General features: G+C 39.6%; 19 protein-coding genes and 2 pseudogenes. 9 read left to right on the plus strand and 12 right to left on the minus strand.

Annotated features, from left to right (window positions below):
- Positions 1-79 precede the first annotated feature (79 nt).
- The 4 genes from OWR28_RS03010 to OWR28_RS03025 are packed head-to-tail and all read left to right on the plus strand — an operon-like array spanning position 80 to position 3,098.
- Positions 80-754: a hypothetical protein gene (locus tag OWR28_RS03010; protein WP_332385429.1), complete on the plus strand. Its 675-nt coding sequence runs from the start codon at positions 80-82 to the stop codon at positions 752-754.
- Entirely contained in the window at positions 742-1,185 is a 444-nt protein-coding gene (locus OWR28_RS03015) for a hypothetical protein (protein ID WP_332385430.1), read from the plus strand. The genes OWR28_RS03010 and OWR28_RS03015 overlap by 13 nt, the downstream gene beginning before the upstream one ends.
- Before the next feature lie 10 nt (positions 1,186-1,195).
- The gene (locus OWR28_RS03020) at positions 1,196-2,617 is read left to right on the plus strand and encodes a hypothetical protein (RefSeq protein WP_332385431.1); all 1,422 of its coding nucleotides are present in this window, start codon (positions 1,196-1,198) and stop codon (positions 2,615-2,617) included.
- 25 nt (positions 2,618-2,642) lie between these two features.
- Positions 2,643-3,098 (plus strand): DUF1801 domain-containing protein, encoded by a 456-nt coding sequence (locus OWR28_RS03025; protein ID WP_332385432.1) that lies wholly within the window; start codon positions 2,643-2,645, stop codon positions 3,096-3,098.
- Between the two features lie 190 nt (positions 3,099-3,288).
- Here the strand turns inward: OWR28_RS03025 and OWR28_RS03030 are convergent, their stop codons facing one another.
- From OWR28_RS03030 to OWR28_RS03050, 5 genes and pseudogenes are all read right to left on the minus strand, one after another.
- Positions 3,289-4,554, minus strand: a complete 1,266-nt coding sequence (locus OWR28_RS03030; protein WP_332385433.1) for a TolC family protein — start codon at positions 4,552-4,554, stop codon at positions 3,289-3,291.
- Positions 4,544-7,638 (minus strand): annotated as a pseudogene (locus OWR28_RS03035) (efflux RND transporter permease subunit). The gene OWR28_RS03030 and the pseudogene OWR28_RS03035 overlap by 11 nt, the downstream one beginning before the upstream one ends.
- 19 nt (positions 7,639-7,657) lie before the next feature.
- Positions 7,658-8,326 carry an efflux RND transporter periplasmic adaptor subunit gene (locus OWR28_RS03040; RefSeq protein ID WP_332385434.1) on the minus strand — a complete coding sequence of 223 codons (669 nt, stop codon included), beginning with the start codon at positions 8,324-8,326 and terminating at the stop codon, positions 7,658-7,660.
- Entirely contained in the window at positions 8,242-8,751 is a 510-nt protein-coding gene (locus tag OWR28_RS03045) for an efflux RND transporter periplasmic adaptor subunit (protein WP_332385435.1), read from the minus strand. The genes OWR28_RS03040 and OWR28_RS03045 overlap by 85 nt, the downstream gene beginning before the upstream one ends.
- Positions 8,752-8,755: 4 nt before the next feature.
- Complete coding sequence (locus OWR28_RS03050; protein WP_433986325.1) at positions 8,756-9,238, minus strand: MgtC/SapB family protein; 483 nt, start codon at positions 9,236-9,238, stop codon at positions 8,756-8,758.
- Positions 9,239-9,643: 405 nt separating this feature from the next.
- On the opposite strand from OWR28_RS03050, the gene OWR28_RS03055 reads away from it, so the two are divergent.
- A complete protein-coding gene (locus tag OWR28_RS03055; RefSeq protein WP_332385436.1) occupies positions 9,644-10,489 on the plus strand; it encodes an EamA family transporter in 846 nt (281 codons plus the stop codon).
- 230 nt (positions 10,490-10,719) lie between these two features.
- On the opposite strand, the gene OWR28_RS03060 is transcribed toward OWR28_RS03055, so the two are convergent.
- The 3 genes from OWR28_RS03060 to OWR28_RS03070 are packed head-to-tail and all read right to left on the minus strand — an operon-like array spanning position 10,720 to position 12,811.
- The gene (locus OWR28_RS03060) at positions 10,720-11,541 is read right to left on the minus strand and encodes an ATP-binding protein (RefSeq protein WP_332385437.1); all 822 of its coding nucleotides are present in this window, start codon (positions 11,539-11,541) and stop codon (positions 10,720-10,722) included.
- On the minus strand, positions 11,538-12,080 hold the full coding sequence (locus OWR28_RS03065; RefSeq protein WP_332385438.1) for a hypothetical protein: 543 nt from the start codon (positions 12,078-12,080) through the stop codon (positions 11,538-11,540). The genes OWR28_RS03060 and OWR28_RS03065 overlap by 4 nt, the downstream gene beginning before the upstream one ends.
- Positions 12,077-12,811, minus strand: coding sequence for a response regulator transcription factor (locus OWR28_RS03070; RefSeq protein WP_332385439.1), 735 nt, complete (start codon positions 12,809-12,811; stop codon positions 12,077-12,079). The genes OWR28_RS03065 and OWR28_RS03070 overlap by 4 nt, the downstream gene beginning before the upstream one ends.
- Before the next feature lie 182 nt (positions 12,812-12,993).
- On the opposite strand from OWR28_RS03070, the gene OWR28_RS03075 reads away from it, so the two are divergent.
- The gene (locus OWR28_RS03075) at positions 12,994-13,587 is read left to right on the plus strand and encodes a YiiX/YebB-like N1pC/P60 family cysteine hydrolase (protein WP_332385440.1); all 594 of its coding nucleotides are present in this window, start codon (positions 12,994-12,996) and stop codon (positions 13,585-13,587) included.
- Positions 13,588-13,746: 159 nt separating this feature from the next.
- Positions 13,747-14,058: a cysteine methyltransferase gene (locus OWR28_RS03080; RefSeq protein ID WP_332385441.1), complete on the plus strand. Its 312-nt coding sequence runs from the start codon at positions 13,747-13,749 to the stop codon at positions 14,056-14,058.
- 240 nt (positions 14,059-14,298) lie between these two features.
- Here the strand turns inward: OWR28_RS03080 and murA are convergent, their stop codons facing one another.
- Positions 14,299-15,606, minus strand: coding sequence for a UDP-N-acetylglucosamine 1-carboxyvinyltransferase (gene murA / locus OWR28_RS03085; RefSeq protein WP_332385442.1), 1,308 nt, complete (start codon positions 15,604-15,606; stop codon positions 14,299-14,301).
- Positions 15,606-16,270 (minus strand): annotated as a pseudogene (locus OWR28_RS03090) (DUF4290 domain-containing protein). The gene murA and the pseudogene OWR28_RS03090 overlap by 1 nt, the downstream one beginning before the upstream one ends.
- A 187-nt stretch (positions 16,271-16,457) precedes the next feature.
- Between OWR28_RS03090 and OWR28_RS03095 the strand changes: the two are divergent.
- On the plus strand, positions 16,458-17,897 hold the full coding sequence (locus tag OWR28_RS03095) for an alpha-amylase (RefSeq protein WP_332385443.1): 1,440 nt from the start codon (positions 16,458-16,460) through the stop codon (positions 17,895-17,897).
- A gap of 151 nt (positions 17,898-18,048) precedes the next feature.
- Here the strand turns inward: OWR28_RS03095 and OWR28_RS03100 are convergent, their stop codons facing one another.
- Entirely contained in the window at positions 18,049-18,459 is a 411-nt protein-coding gene (locus OWR28_RS03100; RefSeq protein ID WP_332385444.1) for a thiol-disulfide oxidoreductase DCC family protein, read from the minus strand.
- Positions 18,460-18,463: 4 nt separating this feature from the next.
- Complete coding sequence (locus OWR28_RS03105; RefSeq protein WP_332385445.1) at positions 18,464-18,931, minus strand: heme-binding domain-containing protein; 468 nt, start codon at positions 18,929-18,931, stop codon at positions 18,464-18,466.
- 430 nt (positions 18,932-19,361) lie between these two features.
- On the opposite strand from OWR28_RS03105, the gene katG reads away from it, so the two are divergent.
- Positions 19,362-21,641: a catalase/peroxidase HPI gene (gene katG, locus OWR28_RS03110; RefSeq protein WP_332385446.1), complete on the plus strand. Its 2,280-nt coding sequence runs from the start codon at positions 19,362-19,364 to the stop codon at positions 21,639-21,641.
- Positions 21,642-21,869: the final 228 nt, after the last annotated feature.

A 21,869-nucleotide genomic window follows, 5' to 3' on the forward strand; every position in this document is an offset into this window, starting at 1 on the left:
CCATGAATAAATTTAAACTACTTTTTTAATACCATTATTTTATTCCGGATTTTCCCAGGCTCAGCGAATTGATAAAGAAATGATCAGCTTCCAGCTTTTAAAAGAGCCGGTTTTTCCTACGGATCTTTCCAACAGAAATTACACGATTACAGTAAAATCACCCTATAATATTACAAAAGATGATGTGATAAGAATTTCAAAAGAAGATTATCAGAGAAAGGTGGACAATTATCAGACGAATGTTGAAAATGCCAAGTACGAACATCAGGAAAGATTAAAAGACTACGATGCTGAGGTAAAAAAACTGCAGGAGAAATACAAGCTGGAATCTGCAGAATACAATAAATTATCCGCAGTAGAAAAAATTGCTGCAACCAACGGAGCCCCCGTATTGAGATTACCTTCAAGACCCATTCTTAATATTCCTCCAATGCCGGTTTACCAACAGCCTGATCTGAGAGACGCTTTGATTGTGGATAACAAAATTCTGGCATCACAAATGGATGTGACGGGGTTTTCAAAAGGCGGAAATTATCTTGACATCATGATCGAAATGGAAAGAACAAACTTTCAGGACAACCAGGGAAAAACTTTTGCGAATCAGCCTACAAGAATCGTTGCAAAACAAGGCGGTGCAGTAAAACTGGATAAAACGTATTTCTCGGATTTTACTGAAGTAGCAAGTGTTCCGACTAATGAAATCAACCTGAATGCCCAGGAAAAAGATATCTTCAGAGAACGATGGACCGTATAAGGAATATCATTAATGAAAATTTCGGTTATCAGACCCTCAATTCTACGGTGACTCTGGCGACGGTAAAGAACAAAGGAGAATACGATGACCTGGAAAAAGCATATATCTACGTCACAACTAATCTGAAAAAACTTCAGGCAAAGTCAGACTACGCCCCGAATAAAGTAGCCATGGAAAATATGCAGAAAGGAGTTGATCTTTGGAAAACCGCTTTGACAAAAGTGAATTACAATGATAAAAAGGCCGTTTACAACCAAAAGATCGGGGAATACCTTTATTTTAACCTGATCAGATTGAATATTGCTTTGGGTAATTACCAGGAAGCAGAGAAATACTTAAATGAGTTGCAGGAACATTTAGTAGATATTAAATTGTCCTACGATGCCAATCTTGAACTGAAAAGATTGGAAGAAAAAATTTATAATAACTAAAGAAAACAATATGATTAAACGGATTATTGCTTCGGCATTAATGACAGCTTCTGTGTATAGTTATGCACAGACAAAAGTGACTGAGGGAACAAAGTTCACAGTGGACGCCAATCTTGAAACGGATGATCAACTGGTACTGGCAGATGATTACAACTCTTATATGTTCAGTGCCATCAATATTGACGGACTGATGAGAAATGTTTTCCCGCATAAGAAATTACTGATGAGAAAACTGGATCAGAACGGAAGCCTTGTGGATACTTATGTGAAAGATTATGCCAACAAAACAAATGGTGTACTTCACAACTACCTTGGCTCACAGCAGATTGATGAGGATAAATTTGTAGCATTTACGGAAGAGTATTTCGGAAAAGAAAACAGGAAGGAAATATTTCAGCATGTTTTCAGTAAAAAAGAAGGTACTTTTACCACCAAAAGCATTGCAAAATACAGCATCGAATCTACCAACAAATCAGGAACCACTTATGTTCTTTTTTCAGAAAACGGTAAATATGCAGCAATCTTCAATGACAGGTATGCCAACAAAAAAACAGATAATGTGAATGATGTTCTGGTCCTGGATCTGAGAACACTTTCTCCGGTTTGGAATAAAGAAATCACATTAAGTAATGATTATGTTGAAAAGTCTTTGACACTGACTAACTCCGCGAAAATTGTTGTGCTGAGAAAAGCAGCAGGCTGGAAGGAATCTTATAAGCTGGAACTTGTTTCGAATACTGAGGATAAAGACCTTCCGTTTGATGATAAATATATTCCTGAAAAGTTATATGCATTCAGTAAAAATGACAGCGATTATCTGGTGACATTTGGAAGAAAAAACGCTGCGGTTACCATTGGTGCAAGTACCTTCGGAACAGTAATGTTTTATGATATGAAATCCGGAAAAGCAGTGATCAGCAATACCAATTTAGCCGGAAGCAAAGATATGAGTGATGTAAAGGTCATCAAAACGATTGTAAAAGGAGATGAAACTTTAATGGCTGTACAGCAGGAGACAGTAACAATACCGATGCCTACAGCAATGAACCGTTTCCCTGATCCTGTATATTCCCTGGATGCCGGAATGCTGATCAAGTTTAATAAGGAAGGTGAGGTAAAGCAGTTTGTGGCTGCGGGAACTTCTACAGGAAAAAGAATTCATATTGTTGATGCCGGGGAGAAACTTTATATTTCTGCATTCTATCCGAAAGGAGCATTCGGGAATACAGGATTTTCTATGAAAGTTTTTGATTTTGCCAATCTGAAACCTCAGGAAGTAAGCCTTGATTATAAAGGGAGAAACTTTTTCCAGAACTATGGCTTCGCAGATGGAAATATGATTCAGTATGTTCCGAATGTCAATAAAATGATGTTCCTTCAAAAGAGCAGTAAGGATGTTCAGATGTTCAATGTCTATAATTTTATAAAATAATTGTATTTTAGAAAAAATTTAAAATATGCAGATTCAGTCAGTTTCCATAGAAGATTATATCTCAAAAATTCCTGAAGAAAGACAAAAGGCTTTTAAAAAACTTTTTGATACAGTGAATGACAATCTTCCAAAAGGTTTCGAAGAAGCTACAAATTATGGAATGATAGGCTGGGTAGTTCCTTTGGCAACATTTCCTGCAGGATATCATTGTGCACCCGGAACCCCGCTGCCGTTCATTAATCTGGCTTCCCAGAAGAATTTTATAGCGCTTTACCATATGGGGCTTTATTCGAAACCGGAACTTCTCGATTGGTTTGTGGCAGAATATCCAAAACATTCCAAAAAGAAGCTGGACATGGGTAAATCCTGTATCCGCTTTAAAAAAGTAGAAGATATCCCTTTTGAACTGCTCGCTGAGCTTAGTAAGAAAATGACTCCCGACGACTGGATCGGAATTTATGAATCTCAGTATAAAAGATAAAAAAGGCCCTGAAATCTATTTGATTTCAGGGCTTTCTTTATGCTGGAAGTTTGAAGCTGGAAGTTATAGTTGTGCTTTTAGAATCTATGTTTGTCGTTTGATGGTATGTATTGTAGATTAAAAAATTAATTAAATGATGTGTATTTATTCATCGGCTTTCGTAAACTTCCATCCTCCAGCTTCCTTCCGGTTAAAAATGAATATCCCAGATTCCCGCCTTACGTTCAAGCTCAATCAAAGCGGATGCATTATCTGCAAGAGCCTGATAATAGTCTTTCCTTACATTGTTATAGGTTCTCTGGGCATTCAGGACTTCAAGGATAGAGCTTTCTCCTCTTTTATAGCTGTAAATGATTCCTTCCAGAATGCTTTGGGCTTCCGTAAGCATTCCATTGTGGAATTGTCTGAGCTGTTTCTGGGTGGCTGTGTACTGCTGATAGGCCTGCATTACTTCTGCTTTTATCCCTTGCTCTATCTGTTTATATTCAATTTCTGCCTGAGAATGGGCCATTTCGGCTATTTTCAATCCTGCATTTCTTTTGTTGGAAAATTTCAGGGGAATGCTAATGCCTATTTTTACTGCATTTACAGTTGGGGAAGGTGCAACTTCGTTAATGGCTTCTGTGTGGCGTTCTGCCCCTGCACTGATGCCAAGGTCTATGACACGGCTGGCTTTTTCAAGACTGATCTGGCTTTTGGCAACCTCGGTATTTTGTCTGGCGGCTAATAAGTCAGCTCTTTCATTCAAGGCCTGGAGAATCAGGTCATCAATACTCAAATCCCTGTTGAAGGCATTAAAATTTCCGGCAACCTCTCTGTTCACAATTTTGCTGTCCCCCAGAAATACAGATAAACTGGTGAGGGCCTGCTGTTCTGCACTTTCAGCCTGATATACTTCATTGAGTAAAGAAGCTGCTTCCAGCTTACTTTGTTTGGAAGTCACGAGTGATATGGTTCCCAATCTGTAGCGGATACTGTCGGACTTTGCAAGCTGCTGCATGTTTTTATAAGAATCCTGCTGTACTTCAAGCAAAGCCCTGGACTTTAAAGCATCAATATACCCTAAGCTGGCATCTGCACGAAGGTTCCTGAAGAAATCCTGCAATTGTAGTTTGCTCAGCTCAGATTGGTTTCTGGCCAGATTGACCCTGGCTTTTCTTTTACCGCCAAGCTCAAGTGTCCAGCCAAGTGATGCCCCGTACACATACCCCATATTTTGATTCACACCGTTATTGGTGGTTTCCGTTTCCAATTGAGGATCAGGAAACATATGGGCGGTCTGGATAGCAGCTTCAGCCATACTTACATTGTATTTCTGGGAAGCATAGCCTAGATTTTGACTTCCAACAAGATTCAGGTATTCTTCAAACGGCAAAAGTTCTTTTTCCTGCGCTTTCATACCTGTGATGCTGAGCAATACGCCGGATACTATGATAAAGTGAACTCTAATTTTCATCTGATTCTAGATTTTGTTTTTCGTTTCTGGATTCAGCCATAAAATATATCGCCGGCAGTACAAATAGGGTTAAAACAGTGGAGAACATCAGTCCGTAAACAATGACAGTTGCCAGTGGGCGCTGTACATCAGAACCGATTCCTGTGGCCAATGATGCCGGAAATAATCCGATTACAGCAACCGTAGCAGTCATCAGTACAGGTCTGAAACGGTCTTTTGCCCCTTTGATGGCGGCCTTTTTCAGTTCATATCCTTGCTTACGCAGATCGTTGATGTGAGAAATCATAATCACACCGTTCTGGATCGCAACTCCGAATAAGGCAATAAATCCTACCGCTGAAGAGACGTTCAGGGACATTCCCCGGATATTAAGTGCCAGCATTCCGCCAAATAATGCCAGCGGGACAATAGACATCAGGACCAAAGCCTGCCTGAAATCTCCAAATGCACCATACAGTAACAGAAACATAATGGCCAGTGCGAGCGGAACAATAAATGCAAGTCTTGAATAAGCCCTGTTTTGGTTTTCAAACTGTCCGCCCCATTTGATCTGGTATTTTTCGTGATCGTATTGTACATCTTTTTCAATTGTAACCCGGGCTTCTTTCAGGAATGAAGAAAGATCGGTGCCCCTCAGGTTAAGCTTTACCGTAAGATGCCGTTTGTTCATTTCTCTGGTAATAGTACTTTCACCCGTACTTAATTTCACTTCTGCTACCTGAGACAGTGGTATTTTGGCTCCGGAAGCTGAGGTCAGCATCTGGTTTCCGATTTTATCCGGAGTATCGCGGCTGCTTTCTGGGTAACGGCAGGAAATATCATACACTTTATTGCCGATAAAAATCTGGGAAATGGCTTTTCCTCCCAATGCCACTTCAATAAGGCCGGCAACATCTGCTACATTCAGACCATACTGAGCAATCTTATCCCTGTCCGCCATGATCTGCAGCTGGGGTAACGGCGGCTCCTGATCAATGGCAAGGTCTGCCGACCCTGGAATTCTATTCAAGGTAGACAAAACATCTTCTGCAATACGCCTGGTTTCTTTAAAGTCTTCTCCATATACTTTTACCACCAGCTCACTGTGCGCTCCGGAGATTTTATCCATTACTCCGTCAATCATAGGTTGTGAAAAGCCTACCGTGAATCCCGGCATGTCTTTATAATCTGCCGCAAGTTCTCTGATGAGGTCTGCTTTTGTTTTCCCGGAAGTCCATTCGCTGTAAGGTTTTATTCCAATGGAAACCTCGAAATGAGAGGCTGTCCACGGATCTGTACCATCATCATTCCGGCCCGCCTGTACCATCATATAAGTGATTTCTGAATGTTTCAGGGTACGGACCCGCAGGGTGTCACTCATTTCTTTCGATTTGGCAAGGGATATTCCCGGTGGCAACTGTACCTGCAGCCAGATAGAACCTTCATCCAGCTCCGGAAGAAAATCTTTTCCTACGGTGTAAGACAGAATTCCGGAGGATATCAATACAATAATGATCGGAATAATAACCCTTTTGGGAGCCTGCATTATTCTTTCTATTCTTTTCCCATAGGCAGCAGCGAGTTTTTCCAGCCATTTGTTATGATAGATCTTTTGTGGTTTGCGGTAGATAACATACGCTAATCCCGGGATCAGAAGTAATGCTACAGCGAGCGCACCTAACAGGGCATATCCTACAGTAAAAGCCATGGGGGTAAACAGTTTTTCTCTACCCGTTCAAAAGCAAACAAGGGCAGATAAGCGGTGATGATAATAATTGTTGAAAAGAAAATAGGCTTGGCTACTTCAATCACTCTTTGAGTAATGGTTTTTTCTTCCAGTGCTTCTTCCGGATTCTCTTCCCGTTTCTTCAGAATGGTTTCCAGCATAACGATGGCTCCATCCACAATGATTCCGAAATCAATGGCTCCGAGTGAAAGCAGATTGGCTGGAATGTCAGTAAAATGCATTAATATAAAAGCAAATAATAAAGAAAGCGGAATGGTGATTGCTACCAGCAATGCTCCGCGCCAGCTTCCCAGAAATGCAATCAGGATAATAATAACCAGTACAATACCTTCGGTAAGGGTATGAGAAACTGTGGTAAGCGTTGTTTTTACAAGATCTGTTCTGTCAAGAAAAGGATGAATTTTTACGCCGGGAGGAAGTGTTTCGTTATTCAGTTCTTCAATGGCTTCATGTACACCTGCCAGCACTTGCGAGGGATTTTGTCCCCTTAATAAAAGTACAATTCCTTCCACACTTTCAGAATAATTACGTTTTCTGTCGGTATAGCCGAGAATTCCTTTTCTTTCCAGGTTCCCGTATTTCAGGTTTCCTACATCATTTAAAAAAACAGGAACGCCGTTTTGGGTTTTGACTACAATTTTTCCAAGGTCATTTAAATCTTTTACCAATCCTATTCCACGGATGACATAGGCCAGGTTTCTGCGGGGAAGCATACTTCCTCCGGCACTTACATTATTTTTGGAAATGGTTTCAGTTACTTCTGAAAGAGAAAGTCCATACTGTTCAAGCTTATGAGGATCCAGCTCGATCTGAAACTGGGTGGTTATCCCTCCGAAATTGGTAACATCAGCAATCCCGGAAACCTGTTTGATACGGGGAATAATGACAAATTTTTGTAAATCCGTCAATTCCCGCAGACTGTGGTTATTGCTTTCTATAATATAACGGTACACTTCGCCGATGGGAGAGGTGAGGGGATCTAGGCCGGGCTGTGCATTATAAGGAAGCTCTACATCCGTCAGTCTTTCCTGAATACGCTGCCGTGCCCAGTAATCATCAATTCCATCATCAAAAACCATAGTGATAATGGAAAGCCCGAAGGTACTTTTGCTTCTCATCACATGCATTCCGGGAAGTCCGTTCAGTGATCTTTCCAAAGGAATGGTGATCTGCTGTTCTACTTCTTCAGCGGCCAGCCCCGGAACCTGTGTGACTACCTGGGAAGTTACATCTGCAATATCGGGATAGGCTTCTATGGATAATCTGGTCCAGGAATAATATCCGAAGAATCCCAGTAAAAGGAAGAGGGCAAGCATCAGCCATCTCTTCTGTATAGAGAGTGTAAGTAATTTCTTCATAATTTTCATTTACATTATTTCACATCGGCATATAAATTCCGCCTTCAGTCATGATGATTTCTCCGGGCTTTAAGCCTGCTGTGATTCTTACTGTTTCCTGATTGGTTTCTCCTGTTGTCACAAAACGTTTGGCAAACTGGTTCTTACCGGTTTTTACCCACACATATTGAGAGCTGTCCTGCAGCATTAAGGCTGATACGGGAATCATCACGGCTTTTTCAGGAACTGTTGAAAAATTAACTGTAGCGTACATTCCCGGCTTTAGTTTCCGGCCTGGGTTATCACATTCAATAAGGACTTTGATGCTTCGGGTGTTTTCATCTACCACTTCATTGATGTGATATACTTTTCCGGTAATATTTCTGTCAGGATAGGCACTTACTTTTACGGTAACCTGATCTCCTGTGTTGACAAAGCGGATGTCCTTTTCCTTTACATCACCCGAAATCCAGACTTTTGATAATTCGGCGATCATTATCACCGGATCTGCATCTCCCTTCAGATATTGGCCGTTTACAATTCTGTTGGAAATAATTTCTCCGTTAATGGGAGCTCTTACTACAAGCGGACTTCCTATACCTCCGCCTTTGCTGTTATATACCTTTAAGGCTGAAGAAGCATTGGAAAGAGATGTTCTTTTATTTTTAAAATCGGTTTCCGCTTCATCCAGCTCTTTTTGAATGCCCACTCCGTGTCTGACCAGATCCTGCTGGCGTCTGTAATTTTTTCTGCAAGCTGTACATCATTCACAGCATCTGTATAATCCTTCTGAACTGAAAAATAATCGGAAGAAAGAATTTCAAAAAGCGGGCTTCCGGCAGAAACATTCTGTCCAAGCTGAATAAAGGATTTGGTAATTCTTCCGGAAAAGGGACTTGCAATTTCTGCATAATGATTGGGAATGACCTGAATTGTTCCTGCTGAAATAATACCGTTGCTGTGTTCCTGCTCCGTTACGGTCTGCATTTTAATTTTTTTGAATACAGGATTATTTTCCGGGATTGTGACCTGATTATCCTGAATCATTATTTCCTGTTCGTTGCTTTGCTGAGGTATATTGTCCTTACAGGAGGCTGCAAAGAGAATTATACTGCTTAAGATTATTTTTTTCATGTTCTTAAAACAATTGAGTGCTTTTGCTGATTTTTATTTTTTCTGTATTGTTTTTCCTGGTGTTGAGCAGTTTTTTGCTCCTTGCTTCTTTTTTGGAGGATAAAGTGGGTCTCAGGAATATATTGGTGGAGATGATGAAGAAAACTGTAATAAGGGCTTCTTTAGGATATCCGAGTGCACACAATGCACCTATGGCTGCAGAGCACCATAATGTGGCTGCCGTATTGAGCCCTCTCACGGTAAGGCCGTCTTTCATAATAACGCCGCCGCCGAGAAAACCGATTCCACTGACAATATAAGAGGTAATTCTTCCGGCTGCATCACCACCAATTCTGATGGCTATCAATACGAAAGCTGCAGAGCCGAGGCATACAAGAGTGTTGGTACGGAGACCTGCATTCTTTTTACGCCATTGTCTTTCGAAGCCAATGCCGGCTCCCAGGCAGAACGCAGTCAGTAAACGAAGGGTGAATTCAAAGGTATTCATAACTTTTCCTGTTTTATAAGCTTTTCAGCTGTACGGGAAAAGTGGGTACAACTAAAGCTTTTAAGATTGATAATGACTGTAGGGATCTGAGTCCATATGCTTTATTTTTTACTGTGCAAAAGTAAATAGAGCCGGAGTTTTATGCAGTTAGAAAAGCTTTAGAATATGATTAGAAAATTATTAGAGAAAATAAATTCTTGTTTGGAGCATTAGGAAAGCAATAAAAAATAATTATTTATTAAGTCTTACTGATAAGTGAAAACTGTACCCATTACAAAAGCTAAAAAATCAATACATTTGGTGTCAGTTATTTTATATGATAAATTTCATGATTGACAATATAAAATAAGAGTTTGTTTATCCCGGAAACTTCTTTCCAGAATTTTTTGAATGATATATTTAGACATGAAAAAATCAAATATAGCAATACCGGCTACACTTTTGGCGATTATCTGTGTGCAGGGAGGGGCGTCTATTGCGAAGCAGCTTTTTCCGGCTATAGGGGCTGTTGGTACTGTTACTTTAAGGATTGTACTTTCAGCGGTGCTGCTTACTTTGATTAACCGTCCGAAATTTTTAACATTTAACAGACAGAAGTGGCAATATTGTGCCATATACGGAATCGGGCTGGCAGCAATGAACCTTATTTTTTATATGGCTATTCAAAGGATTCCATTGGGGCTGGCCGTGACTGTGGAATTTGCGGGGCCCTTATTTCTTGCATTGGCTTTATCCCGTAAGCTGCTGGATGTAGTATGGGCTTTGCTGGCTTGTGCGGGAATCTTACTGATCGTTCCGTGGCATAATGACCATGTAGATTTAATAGGTCTTGGATTGGCTTTTCTGGCTGGAATGTTCTGGGCTGTTTATATCATAATGGGAGGGAAGGTTTCTAAAATAATGGACGGAAAGGATGCTGTAACGACAGGAATGATATTTGCGAGTCTGGTAATTATTCCTTTTACAATATGGGATGGTGCTGTTTTCAACCTGACCCCGGCTATTTTTGTGAAAGGTCTTGGTGTGGCTATTCTTTCAAGTGCCTTGCCGTTTTCTTTGGAAATTATGGCTTTGAAAAGACTTCCGGCTAAAACTTTCAGTATTCTGATGAGTCTGGAACCTGCATTTGCGGCACTTTCAGGATTGGTTTTCCTTGCTGAAAAATTATCTTTTTTACAGTGGATTTCTATTGCCTGTGTGATTGCTGCAAGTATAGGAACAACAGTTTTTAGCAGAGCATCTGATCATTAAAGATTTGTCCCATGATAAGAATACATTGGAAAATACAGCTTGTCCTGCTTCTGATCTCACTTTTTTTCGTTGGTTTGGGCATACAAAGTATAGCAGAAGAGAAAATTCCGGAACTCTTTTATTCAGACATTTTTTACACATTATACCTTTTGTGACCAGCAGTATGGTTTTTATCGTGAATATCTGTTCTCAGCGCAAAAAAAGGTAATGAACCCTGTCTCTTCAGAAGGTTATATAATATCAAATATCACTGTGAAAACAGTCTCATCGTATTCTGATACAACGTTGATTCTTGCATGGTGAAGATTAATGATCTTTTCAGTAAGAAATAATCCTATTCCATGCCCTTTTTCCTGCCTGGAGGTTTCACTTCTGTAAAATGGCTTGAAAATATGCTGTAAATCTTCTTTAGAAATGATATTTCCTGTATTGCTGAAACTGATGGTAAGAGTCTTGGAGTGAGCGCTCACGTCAATCAGGCAGGTATGTTCCGGTGAATATTTGCAGGCATTATCAATAAGATTATTAAAAGCAACCTGCAGAAGGTATTCATTTCCCTGGATGATAAGCTGATGTTCTTCTACTGAATCTTCTATGTTCAGTGAAACTTTATATTCTGAATTTTCTTTTATTGTTTTGGTATAAGACTCCAGGAGAACTTCATCCAGGCGTACTTCAGAAAAACTGATTTCATTGGGATCATAGCTCGCTTTGGCAAGATCCATCAGACTGTTGGAAAGCTTTACCATATTTCGGGCATCTTCCAGCGCATATCGGATGGTTTCCTGATATTCTTCTTTGGTTTTATCCTTTTCGGAAGCCAGTTCAAGTTCTGTAATAATGGCTGATAGAGGGGTTCTCAGTTCGTGTGAAATATTGGCTACGAAATGTTTTTGTGAATCAAAGGAATTTTCAAGCCGCTCCAGCATTCCGTTGAAGTTTTGGGCCAGTTCATTAAGCTCATCTTTTTCTTTCGTTGTTTTCAGGCGCAGCTGTAATTTTCCGGCAGTCATCTTTTTGATCTGATTTACCATCTCACTGAGCGGGCTCAATGCTTTTTGGAAAGGAATATTCCTGAAAGATAGATCAGGATCAGAATACTGAAAAAGGAAACAATACTGATGGTTAAAAGATGTGTGAGATATTCGTATCCGTATTTGTCATAAGCCGCGGCCGTTACAGCATAAGATTTTCCTTCATAATGATACACCATTCCGATGACCTGCAGATCATTTAAAAAGAAACTGATTCTTTTTTTCCGGAATATCTGTGAAAGCATTTCAGGGGTTTCCTTTACATAATCTACCCTGGCATCATCATGATAAACCAATTGCTTATTACTATCATAAATTGCTACCTGAACCTCATTCAGTGTTCTGGTATTGTTTTGATAGAGCTTATGCATTTCCTGCTCAGGTAATGAACTTCTGAAAAACAGGTCTGCTTTGGCGATGGCTTCATTCCGGAGTTCGCTGTAAAAAGATTGCTCTCTTGCTTCCTTGGATGAATAATAAATCGAAATGCTGTAAACACTTACAAGCATTGCAGTGATTAAGGTAAAAAGCAGCGTAAGCCGGGTCCTGATTTTCATCCGAATATTTTTAGTTTATTTCCATCATTATTGCACAATGCTTGATTCGTAATTTTCTTCAGAATAAATCCCATGCCGGCCTTGGTGTGAATAAGTTTGGTTGCAAAATCTTTGTCAATTTTCTTCCGGAGGTAATTAATATAGACATCAATAAAATTGGTTCCGGTATCAAAATGGGTTTCCCATACTTTCTCTGCAATTTCACTTCGGGAAAGAACTCTTTCTGAATTTTCAAGCATAAATTTCAGAAGATTAAACTCTTTGGGCGTTAACTTGATCGGGAAACGATCTCTGCTTACTGTTTTCTGCTCCAGGTTCATCTCAATACCGTCATATCTCAGTATAAAAACCTTCTGATGTCTCTGTTGTGAAAAGCGTTTCAGGAGTACTTTGATTCTTGCCACCAGTTCCCGCATTTCAAAAGGCTTGGTGAGGTAATCATCCGCTCCGGCATCAAACCCTTCCAGTTTATCATCAGTAGTTCCCAGCGCGGTAAGCATAATGACAGGAAGATCGGGTTTTAGAGTTTTGATCTCACTGCAAAATTCAAGTCCATCTTTTTTGGGCAGTACAATATCCGTTACAATCAGATCAAAATGATTCTGCAGGGCCAGTTTCATACCTGCGATTCCATCATAAGCCACAGTAACCTCAAACTGAGCTTCCTGGAATCCTTTTGCAATCAATTTTGAAAGTCTGTCGTCGTCTTCAACTAATAAAATATGTGGCATGAGAATATTGAAAATGTTTGGGGTTGATAGGAAGAATACGTCAATATTCCCACAAATGTAATGAATTCTATTTTGTAATTTTGATTCCGGAAGTATAATCAGATGTCAGAATTTACAATGTCTTTCAGAAAAAAAGTAAAAAAATTACAGTTACAGGATTTTGGTTCTGTTTATTGGTCATATTGGCTCAATGTAAAAGCAATTCTCCCGGAACGGTACAGCTCAAAAACGGAGATCTTCTTTTTGTTACGGCAAAAGAATCCGGACTATCCGGGGCCATCAATAACGTCACTCAAAAACAAAAGTCTGCTTCATTTGATCATATAGGAATTCTTGAAAAAGAAGGCAGCCGTTTTTATGTCCTGCATGCTGCTCCAAAGGACGGTTCACAAAAACAGAACCTGAATGATTTTATAAAAGATCAGAAAGAAGAAGGGCAGGAGGTGATGGTTTACCGTTTAAAACCGGAATACCGGAAAGCCATTCCTGAAGCTGTTAAAAAAGCACACTCCATGCTGGGAAAACCTTATAATTTTAATTACATTCTGGATGAAAACTCATATTACTGTTCGGATTTTGTGGAAAGAGCTTTTCGTGAAGAACATATTTTTAAATTGGAACCTATGACTTTTATTGATCCCAAAACAGGAAAAACGAATACATTCTGGGAAGAATTTTATACTAAGAAAAAACTGAAAGTTCCTGAAGGAGAGCCCGGTTGTAACCCCAATGGGCTCGCAGGTTCTGAGAAACTCGAAAGGATAGGAACCCTTTAAAAAACATAGAGAAGCTGAAGAGGCTTCTTTTTTTATGTTAAATTTTTAAAAATATTAGTCTACTAATTTGGTGGACTAATATTTTTTTATATTTTTGTCACAGATTTAAATGCAGAGCGCGATATGATCTGATAATGTTTAACCCAAAAATGTTTAGCGATGGTTACACCTAATCCCGGCCTGCAGGTTTTACAAAACAAAATAAACCTGCCTAAAAAAGAATTGTTACTGGAAATAGAGTTGAATGGCAAAATGAAATTTGAGCATTTGATGAACACCATCTATAATCAATTAGGTATCTGTCATAGAGTGTTATCTGCTAATGTAGAGTATGTGAACGGATATAGTTTTGGTTCCGTACAGTTATATATTAATGTCAGTTCAGAAGACTTTCAGCTGCTTGAGGTCTATCTGAATAAAAATAAACTTATCAATACGACGGTAGAATATACCTGCAGAACATATTTTTAAGTGAGATTCATATAGTTTTAATTACCCAAAGTGTCCGGTTCTTTTACCGGGCACTTTTTATTTAAAGTTATTTGAAAACCAATATAGAGTTGATGATCACTGTTTGATGGGGAGTATTCCTCTCCTCTGGAGGAGTATTGAAAATTCAAAGAATTTTTGACGGAGTGGTAAAAAAAGAAAATAGCCAAATAAAAAAAGCGTTCAGAATATTCCGAACGCTTTTGTATTCAATAAATAATTTTAAATTCTCTCGATGTCAGCACCAATAGCTCTTAGCCTGCCATCGATATTTTCGTATCCTCTGTCGATTTGCTCGATGTTGTGGATAATTGATTTTCCTTCTGCTGAAAGCGCAGCAATAAGAAGTGCATTTCCGGCTCTGATATCCGGGGAAACCATTGTGGTTCCTCTTAACGGCGCTTCCTGGTTCAATCCGATTACGGTAGCTCTGTGCGGATCACATAAAATGATCTGGGCTCCCATGTCGATTAATTTATCAACAAAAAATAACCTGGATTCAAACATTTTCTGATGAACCAGAATACTTCCTTTTGCCTGGGTAGCCACTACTAAAATAATAGACAATAAATCCGGTGTAAATCCTGGCCACGGGGCATCCGAAATAGTCAGAATAGATCCGTCAATAAATTTCTGGATTTTATAATGCTCCTGAGCAGGAATATAAATATCATCATTGCTCTGCTCCAGCTGGATCCCCAATTTTCTGAATGTGTTCGGGATAACACCAAGCTGGTTCCAGTTTACATTTTTGATGGTAATTTCAGACTTTGTCATCGCTGCAAGACCAATCCAGGATCCGATTTCAACCATATCCGGAAGCATCGTGTGCTCAGTTCCTCTCAGATAATCTACTCCTTCAATGGTAAGGAGGTTGGAACCTATACCCGAAATATTAGCTCCCATTCTGTTCAGCATTTTACACAATTGCTGAAGATAAGGTTCGCAGGCAGCGTTGTAGATTCTTGTTTTACCTTTTGCCAAAGCAGCTGCCATGACAATATTGGCAGTTCCGGTTACAGAAGCTTCTTCAAGTAAGATAAATTTTCCTATTAATTCTTTAGCTTTTAAAGAGTAGAAATATTCTTCTTCATCATAATTAAATTCAGCACCTAATTCAACAAGTCCCTGGAAGTGGGTGTCCAGTCTTCTTCTCCCGATTTTATCACCTCCCGGAGTCGGCATATAAGCTTCTCCATAACGGGCAAGCATTGGCCCCATCAGCATAATCGATCCCCGTAATTTTGCTCCGTCTTTTTTGAATTCGCTGGATTTTATATAATCAAAATTTACCTGATCTGCTTTGAAAGTATAATCTCCCTGTCCGTTTTTCGTAACTTTTACCCCAAAATCTCCAAGAATTTCAATCAGTCTGTTCACATCATGAATATCCGGAATGTTTTTGATTCTTACTTCTTCGTCCGTCAGGAGAACCGCACATAAAATTTGTAGAGCCTCATTTTTGGCTCCTTGTGGAGTTATTTCACCCTGCAGTCTTTTTCCTCCTCTTATTTGAAATGTTCCACTCATTATTTTCTGTTTTTATGATTGTTATTATGCCTTCTTTTGTTGGGCTGGTTATTGTTCTTATTATTGCTGTTGTTCCTGTTGTTATTGTTATTATTTCGGTTGTTGTTATTATTGGTGTAATAGATTTTACTTTTTCAAGAGAATCTATTCCGGTAAGATCCAACCTGTTTTCAGACAGTTCTTTCAGGTGGCGGAAAATCACATCATCCGTCACATGTTCCTTATTATAAACATTGTAAGACTTCTTCATATTGTTGGCAATCACTTCAATAAGAGCCTCTTTTTCTTCTCCTGTTTCAAGTTCAATTGCTTTTTCTATCAGTTGAAGAATACTTTTTCCGTAAAACTTAAAGTCACCCTGAAGTTTTGGATATTCCATTCTTTTAGGTCTTTCCGCCAGTTGTTCTCTGGTAGGAAACGGATAGGGAGATTCTACATCCAGATCATAATCTGCAAGAATAAAAAGATGATCCCAAAGTTTATGTTTATAATTTTCTTCGTCGCGAAGCTGCGGGTTTCTCTGACCCATAAAATCGATGATTGCCATAGCCATTTCATTCCTTTCCTCTTTGGTAGGAAGTTCTTTACAGCGCTCAACCAACTGTTGTATAATTCTGCCGTATTCCGGCATATGAAGCTGAGTTTTTTGGGTGTTATATTCCATAGTATGCAAATATATGGATTAAAAGAAAAATTGTTTCGAGAATATTAAAATTTTATGATTTTTTAATGAAAAATTTAAATGTCTTTCTTTCTGATTTATTATCGAAAATTAAAATATTTCCCATTCATTTGAATTTGTTTTTAATAAAATTGTATCTTGTTTAATAGATTCATAATTAATTATTGCGATGAAAAAAACATATTTTTTCCTTTCCCTGCTGGCTTTAGCGTTTGCTCACTCATGCCGGAACAGTGATGAATTAACAATGGAACCTTCCAAAAAGGAAGAGGTCCACAATAAAACGGTAAATGTAACGAACCATGACGGGCGGCCTTTCAGTACAGGAAGCGGTTCAGGCTCTGTACAAAGTAAATTTATTGCCGGGCCCGGTGGCGGAGTGCTGATGCAGGGCTTTTACTGGGATGTTCCTGATGGCGGAAACTGGTGGAATACTGTTAAGGATAAACTGACAGCGTGGTCCAATGCAGGAATTGGGGCTGTATGGCTGCCTCCCGCATCAAAAGCACAAAACGGAGCTTACTCTATGGGGTATGATCCAACAGATTATTATGATTTTGGAAACTTTAATCAGAATGGAAGTGTAGAAACCCGTTTCGGGTCAAGAGCCGAACTGGAAGCACTAATTACCAAAGCACATGATGAAAATATGCAGGTGTATGCAGATATTGTGATCAATCATAACAGCGGCGGACAATCCGAAGCCAATCCTTTTACCGGAACCAATACCTGGACGGATTTTTCGGGAGTGGCCTCAGGAAAATTCCAGAGAAACTATAATGATTTTTATAAAAATGCCTACGGAAATAATGATGAAGGAGCTTTTGGCGGTTTCCCGGATCTGTGCCATGCCAATCCTCATGTGCAGGACTGGCTTTGGGGAAGGGATGATTCTGTTGCCAAATATTATAAAAACGTGATGAAATTTGATGGCTGGAGGTTTGATTATGTCAAAGGTTTTGGCCCGTGGGTTGTCAATACATGGAACTCTAAAGTTGGAGGATTCTCTGTAGGCGAGCTATGGGATTCCAACGTGAATACACTGGATTGGTGGTCCAGTAATGCCAACAGTTCTGTATTTGATTTTGCCGCTTATTATAAAATGGATGAAGCTTTTGACAACGGAAACTTAAATGTTCTGAATGATGATATGATGTGGAAAAGAAACCCTTACAAAGCAGTCACTTTCGTAGCCAATCATGATACAGATATCATCTACAATAAAATGCCGGCATATGCTTACATTCTGACCCATGAAGGATATCCGACTATTTTTTACAGGGATTATGAAGAATGGCTGAACAAAGAAAGACTTAACAACCTGATCTGGATTCACAATAATAAAGCTACCGGAACAACTTCTATTCTGTATACCGATAATGATGAATATATAGCAAGAAGAAACGGATATAATGGTAATCCGGGACTTGTTGTTTATATCAATACTTCATCAAGCTGGCAGGAAAGATGGGTGGAAACCAACTGGAGCAGTCAGCAGATCAAAGATTTTACAGGGAATTCAAGCTGGTATCCGACCACTCAGGGAGATAAATGGGTGAAAATCCAGTGCCCGCCAAATTCTTATTCCGTCTGGTCACTTAATCTATAAGTAATGAGTAATGAATGTGGTGAAAATTAGTTTTATCACTAATCCCAGCTTGTTATTATCCACTAAGCTTGTCATTCCGTAGAAATCTATACAACCTATTTTAATGGGTTGCAAGAAGTTCTTACGGAATGATATTTTTCTGTAAGATAAATTACACCTGAATAAACTTCTTTCTCTGGTGCTGATCAGGCAGATAACACTTCTGATTGGCCAGCTTCATTCTGTTTTTTGAAACAAGATCGTAGGCCTTGTCACTCAGGAACTTAGGAATGATTTTACCTAAAAAAGCGAGGGAGTATATTCCTCCTAAGAGTTTGGCAATCTGGAATATCGCTCTTGATTTAATCAGATAATATTTTCCCGGTTTCCAGAGGTACATGGTATTGAATACATGAGTATCCAGCCCCCTTTCGGATAAAAACTGCTGTCCGAATTCAGACTGAAGAGAAGCAAACATAAACAGGTCTTTCCTGTCCCGCTCCAGAATCCACTGCACCCAGAAATTACAGACACCACAGTCTCCGTCAAAAAATACAATATGTTTATTTTCCCAGTTTTCCACAACTTTATTTATTAAACATGATTCCTCTCTCAGTATCCTCCTTTACCTTTTTGAAATATTGAATAAGATCTGTACGCTGTTCATCCGAAAGTTTGGCATTCTGATGCCCTATATAATAAGATTCAAGCGGCATTTCTTTCTTTTCAACCATTTCTATGCATTCATCCAGTTTATGAAGCTGTCTTTGAGGTTCATAGACTGCAAAGGTAGAAAAATTAAGACTTTTTCTGCCTTCATCAATGTGATTTTTTACCCACCATGATGCAGGGGAAATATTGGCATACCATGGATATGCTGTTTCGTTGGAATGGCAGTCATAACATGAAGTCCTGATGGTACGGGCAATTTTTTCCGGAGTATTTTTTATTTTCAGAAAATCCATGCCGGGTGTGAGCGGCGGATTGGTCTTATCAATGGGGAAGAATTGAATGATGATAAAGGCAACGAGAATGACTACAATTATTTTTTTCATAGCAGGTGTTCATATTTTGGTAAATATAAAGGTAGTTAATTTTTTTATGCTTTGGCTGGAAGTTGTGAGCAGAGAAAACTTACGGGGTCAGTTTTTATTTAACTATTAATTTCCTATTCATTTATACAAATGTGCTGAGGATATTTTTTGTCTGTTATAACTTCCAGCTTCCTCCTTCCTTCTTCCCGCTTTTTCTCTTACATTGAGTTATTCTAAATAGAGCAGAGCCAACCCAGTGAATTTAAAAAATGATTAACTTAATACCACAATTATATCTTAGGTTTAATGCAGTTGGAAGAATTCATTTATAGTTTTTAACTATCATTGAAATAAAAATTAATAGATTGTATTTATTATTTAAACGTTGTAGGTTTGTGATGTTCTTACAACAGAGAATGTAACTGAATTAATCAACATAAAATAAACGACAATGGAAAAAGATTTGAATGACATCAGCAAATGCCCGTTTCATAACGGAACCATGAAGAAGAATAATGTAGCCGGAGGCGGAACCAAAAATTCTGATTGGTGGCCTGATCAGCTTAGAGTAGATCTGCTTCGTCAGCATTCTTCCCTCTCTGATCCTATGGATAAGGATTTTGACTATGCCAAAGCATTTGAAAGCCTTGATCTGGAGGCTGTAAAAAAAGACCTTCACGCATTGATGACAGATTCACAGGATTGGTGGCCGGCGGATTTCGGGCATTATGGTCCGCTTTTTATCCGTATGGCCTGGCACAGTGCGGGAACGTATCGTGTAGGTGACGGAAGAGGAGGAGCAGGAGCAGGGCAGCAACGCTTTGCACCGTTAAACAGCTGGCCGGATAACGTGAGCCTGGATAAAGCCAGAAGATTACTTTGGCCGATCAAGCAAAAATATGGCAGGAACATTTCCTGGGCCGACCTTTTAATTCTTACCGGAAACGTTGCTCTTGAATCGATGGGCTTTAAAACATTCGGATTTGCCGGAGGACGTGCAGACGTATGGGAACCGGATTCCGATGTGTATTGGGGATCAGAAAAAACATGGCTCGGCGGTGATTTACGTTATGCTCATGGCTCAGAAGGAGTGGTAGAAGGACAGTCAGCTGTTCTTCCTACAGATGATAATGCAGATGGGGATATTCATTCAAGAAATCTTGAAAATCCATTGGCTGCCGTACAGATGGGGCTTATTTATGTAAACCCGGAAGGCCCGGATGGAAACCCGGACCCGATTGCAGCGGCTAAAGATATCCGTGACACTTTCGGACGTATGGCGATGAATGATGAAGAAACTGTTGCTTTGATTGCCGGAGGACATACTTTTGGTAAAACACATGGAGCGGGGCCTGCAGATCATGTAGGTAAAGAACCGGAAGGTGCAGGAATAGAGCTTCAGGGGCTAGGATGGGCAAGTACTTATAAATCAGGAAGCGGAAGGGATGCCATTTCCAGCGGTCTGGAAGTAACCTGGACAGAAACTCCGACTCAATGGAGTAATTATTTCTTTAAAAATCTTTTTGAAAATGAATGGGAACTGACAAAAAGCCCTGCGGGCGCTCACCAATGGGTAGCCAAAGACGGTGCTGAAATCATCCCTGATGCATTTGATTCTTCTAAAAAGCATAGGCCGACAATGCTTACAACAGATCTTTCTTTAAGATTTGATCCTGTTTACGAAAAAATTTCAAGACATTTTTATGAAAACCCTGAGGCGTTTGCTGATGCATTTGCAAGGGCATGGTTCAAGCTTACCCACAGAGATATGGGACCGCGTGCCCGTTATCTGGGACCCGATGTTCCACAGGAAGAGCTGATCTGGCAGGATCCTATCCCTAAAGTGGATCACGAACTGGTAGATGAAAATGATGCAGAAGCATTAAAATCAAAAATACTGAACTCCGGATTGAGTATTTCCGAACTGGTATCTACAGCGTGGGCTTCAGCTTCTACTTTCAGAGGAAGTGACAAGCGTGGTGGTGCCAACGGAGCCAGAATCAGACTTGAACCTCAGAGAAACTGGGAGGTCAACAATCCTTCACAATTGAATAAAGTATTAGGTGTTCTGGAAGGAATTCAAAAAGAGTTCAATGATTCCCAAAGCGGAGGTAAGAAAATATCATTAGCCGATCTGATCGTTTTAGCAGGTAATGCCGCTGTTGAAGCGGCTGCAAGAAACGCAGGCCAGGATGTGAAAGTTCCTTTTGCCCCCGGAAGAATGGATGCTTTGCAGGAGCAGACGGATGTAGAATCTATGAACTATCTTGAACCTGCTGCTGACGGATTCCGTAATTATCTGAAAAGAAAATACGCAGTATCTACAGAATCCTTACTGATTGATAAGGCACAATTATTAACGCTTACGGCACCGGAACTGACCGTATTGATAGGAGGAATGCGTGCTTTGGATACAAATTTTGACGGCTCTAAACATGGTATCTTCACCAGCCGTCCGGGCGTTCTTACCAACGATTTCTTTGTAAATCTTTTAGACATGAGTACTCAGTGGAAAGCAATGTCGGATGATAAAGAACTGTATATAGGAAGTGACCGCTCAACCGGCCAGCCAAAATGGACAGCAACCCGCGCTGATCTTGTCTTTGGATCCAATTCTGAATTGAGAGCAATCGCTGAGGTATACGGAAGCTCCGATGCACAAAACAAATTTGTCAAAGATTTTGTGACTGCATGGACGAAGGTGATGAATCTGGATAGGTTTGATCTATAGAAAATAATTTTTTAGATAATAGAATCGGCTGCCCAAAGGGCAGCCGATTTTGATTTATCAGTATAAACAAAGTTCTGTTGTTTTTACATAACTAAAATATTTGACTGAAAAATATTATAGGGCATGGGTTCAATTGAAAATAATTTAAATCTATTAAGGGTTAAAAATGAGATATTTAAGTGATATGAAAAAATCATAACTAAAAAATTGTAGTTAATCAGAAACTAC

The sequence above is a fragment of the Chryseobacterium sp. 1B4 genome (assembly GCF_036631475.1).
In the GTDB taxonomy this organism is placed as follows: domain Bacteria; phylum Bacteroidota; class Bacteroidia; order Flavobacteriales; family Weeksellaceae; genus Chryseobacterium.

What these genes read in the sequence shown, in the direction of transcription:
- OWR28_RS03010 (WP_332385429.1), top strand. Translation starts at nt 80, where the DNA reads ATGATCAGCTTCCAGCTTTTAAAAGAGCCGGTTTTTCCTACGGATCTT.
- OWR28_RS03015 (WP_332385430.1), top strand. Translation starts at nt 742, where the DNA reads ATGGACCGTATAAGGAATATCATTAATGAAAATTTCGGTTATCAGACC.
- OWR28_RS03020 (WP_332385431.1), top strand. Translation starts at nt 1,196, where the DNA reads ATGATTAAACGGATTATTGCTTCGGCATTAATGACAGCTTCTGTGTAT.
- OWR28_RS03025 (WP_332385432.1), top strand. Translation starts at nt 2,643, where the DNA reads ATGCAGATTCAGTCAGTTTCCATAGAAGATTATATCTCAAAAATTCCT.
- OWR28_RS03030 (WP_332385433.1), bottom strand. Translation starts at nt 4,554, where the DNA reads ATGAAAATTAGAGTTCACTTTATCATAGTATCCGGCGTATTGCTCAGC.
- OWR28_RS03045 (WP_332385435.1), bottom strand. Translation starts at nt 8,751, where the DNA reads ATGAAAAAAATAATCTTAAGCAGTATAATTCTCTTTGCAGCCTCCTGT.
- OWR28_RS03050 (WP_433986325.1), bottom strand. Translation starts at nt 9,238, where the DNA reads ATGAATACCTTTGAATTCACCCTTCGTTTACTGACTGCGTTCTGCCTG.
- OWR28_RS03055 (WP_332385436.1), top strand. Translation starts at nt 9,644, where the DNA reads ATGAAAAAATCAAATATAGCAATACCGGCTACACTTTTGGCGATTATC.
- OWR28_RS03065 (WP_332385438.1), bottom strand. Translation starts at nt 12,080, where the DNA reads ATGAAAATCAGGACCCGGCTTACGCTGCTTTTTACCTTAATCACTGCA.
- OWR28_RS03070 (WP_332385439.1), bottom strand. Translation starts at nt 12,811, where the DNA reads ATGCCACATATTTTATTAGTTGAAGACGACGACAGACTTTCAAAATTG.
- OWR28_RS03080 (WP_332385441.1), top strand. Translation starts at nt 13,747, where the DNA reads ATGGTTACACCTAATCCCGGCCTGCAGGTTTTACAAAACAAAATAAAC.
- murA (WP_332385442.1), bottom strand. Translation starts at nt 15,606, where the DNA reads ATGAGTGGAACATTTCAAATAAGAGGAGGAAAAAGACTGCAGGGTGAA.
- OWR28_RS03095 (WP_332385443.1), top strand. Translation starts at nt 16,458, where the DNA reads ATGAAAAAAACATATTTTTTCCTTTCCCTGCTGGCTTTAGCGTTTGCT.
- OWR28_RS03105 (WP_332385445.1), bottom strand. Translation starts at nt 18,931, where the DNA reads ATGAAAAAAATAATTGTAGTCATTCTCGTTGCCTTTATCATCATTCAA.
- katG (WP_332385446.1), top strand. Translation starts at nt 19,362, where the DNA reads ATGGAAAAAGATTTGAATGACATCAGCAAATGCCCGTTTCATAACGGA.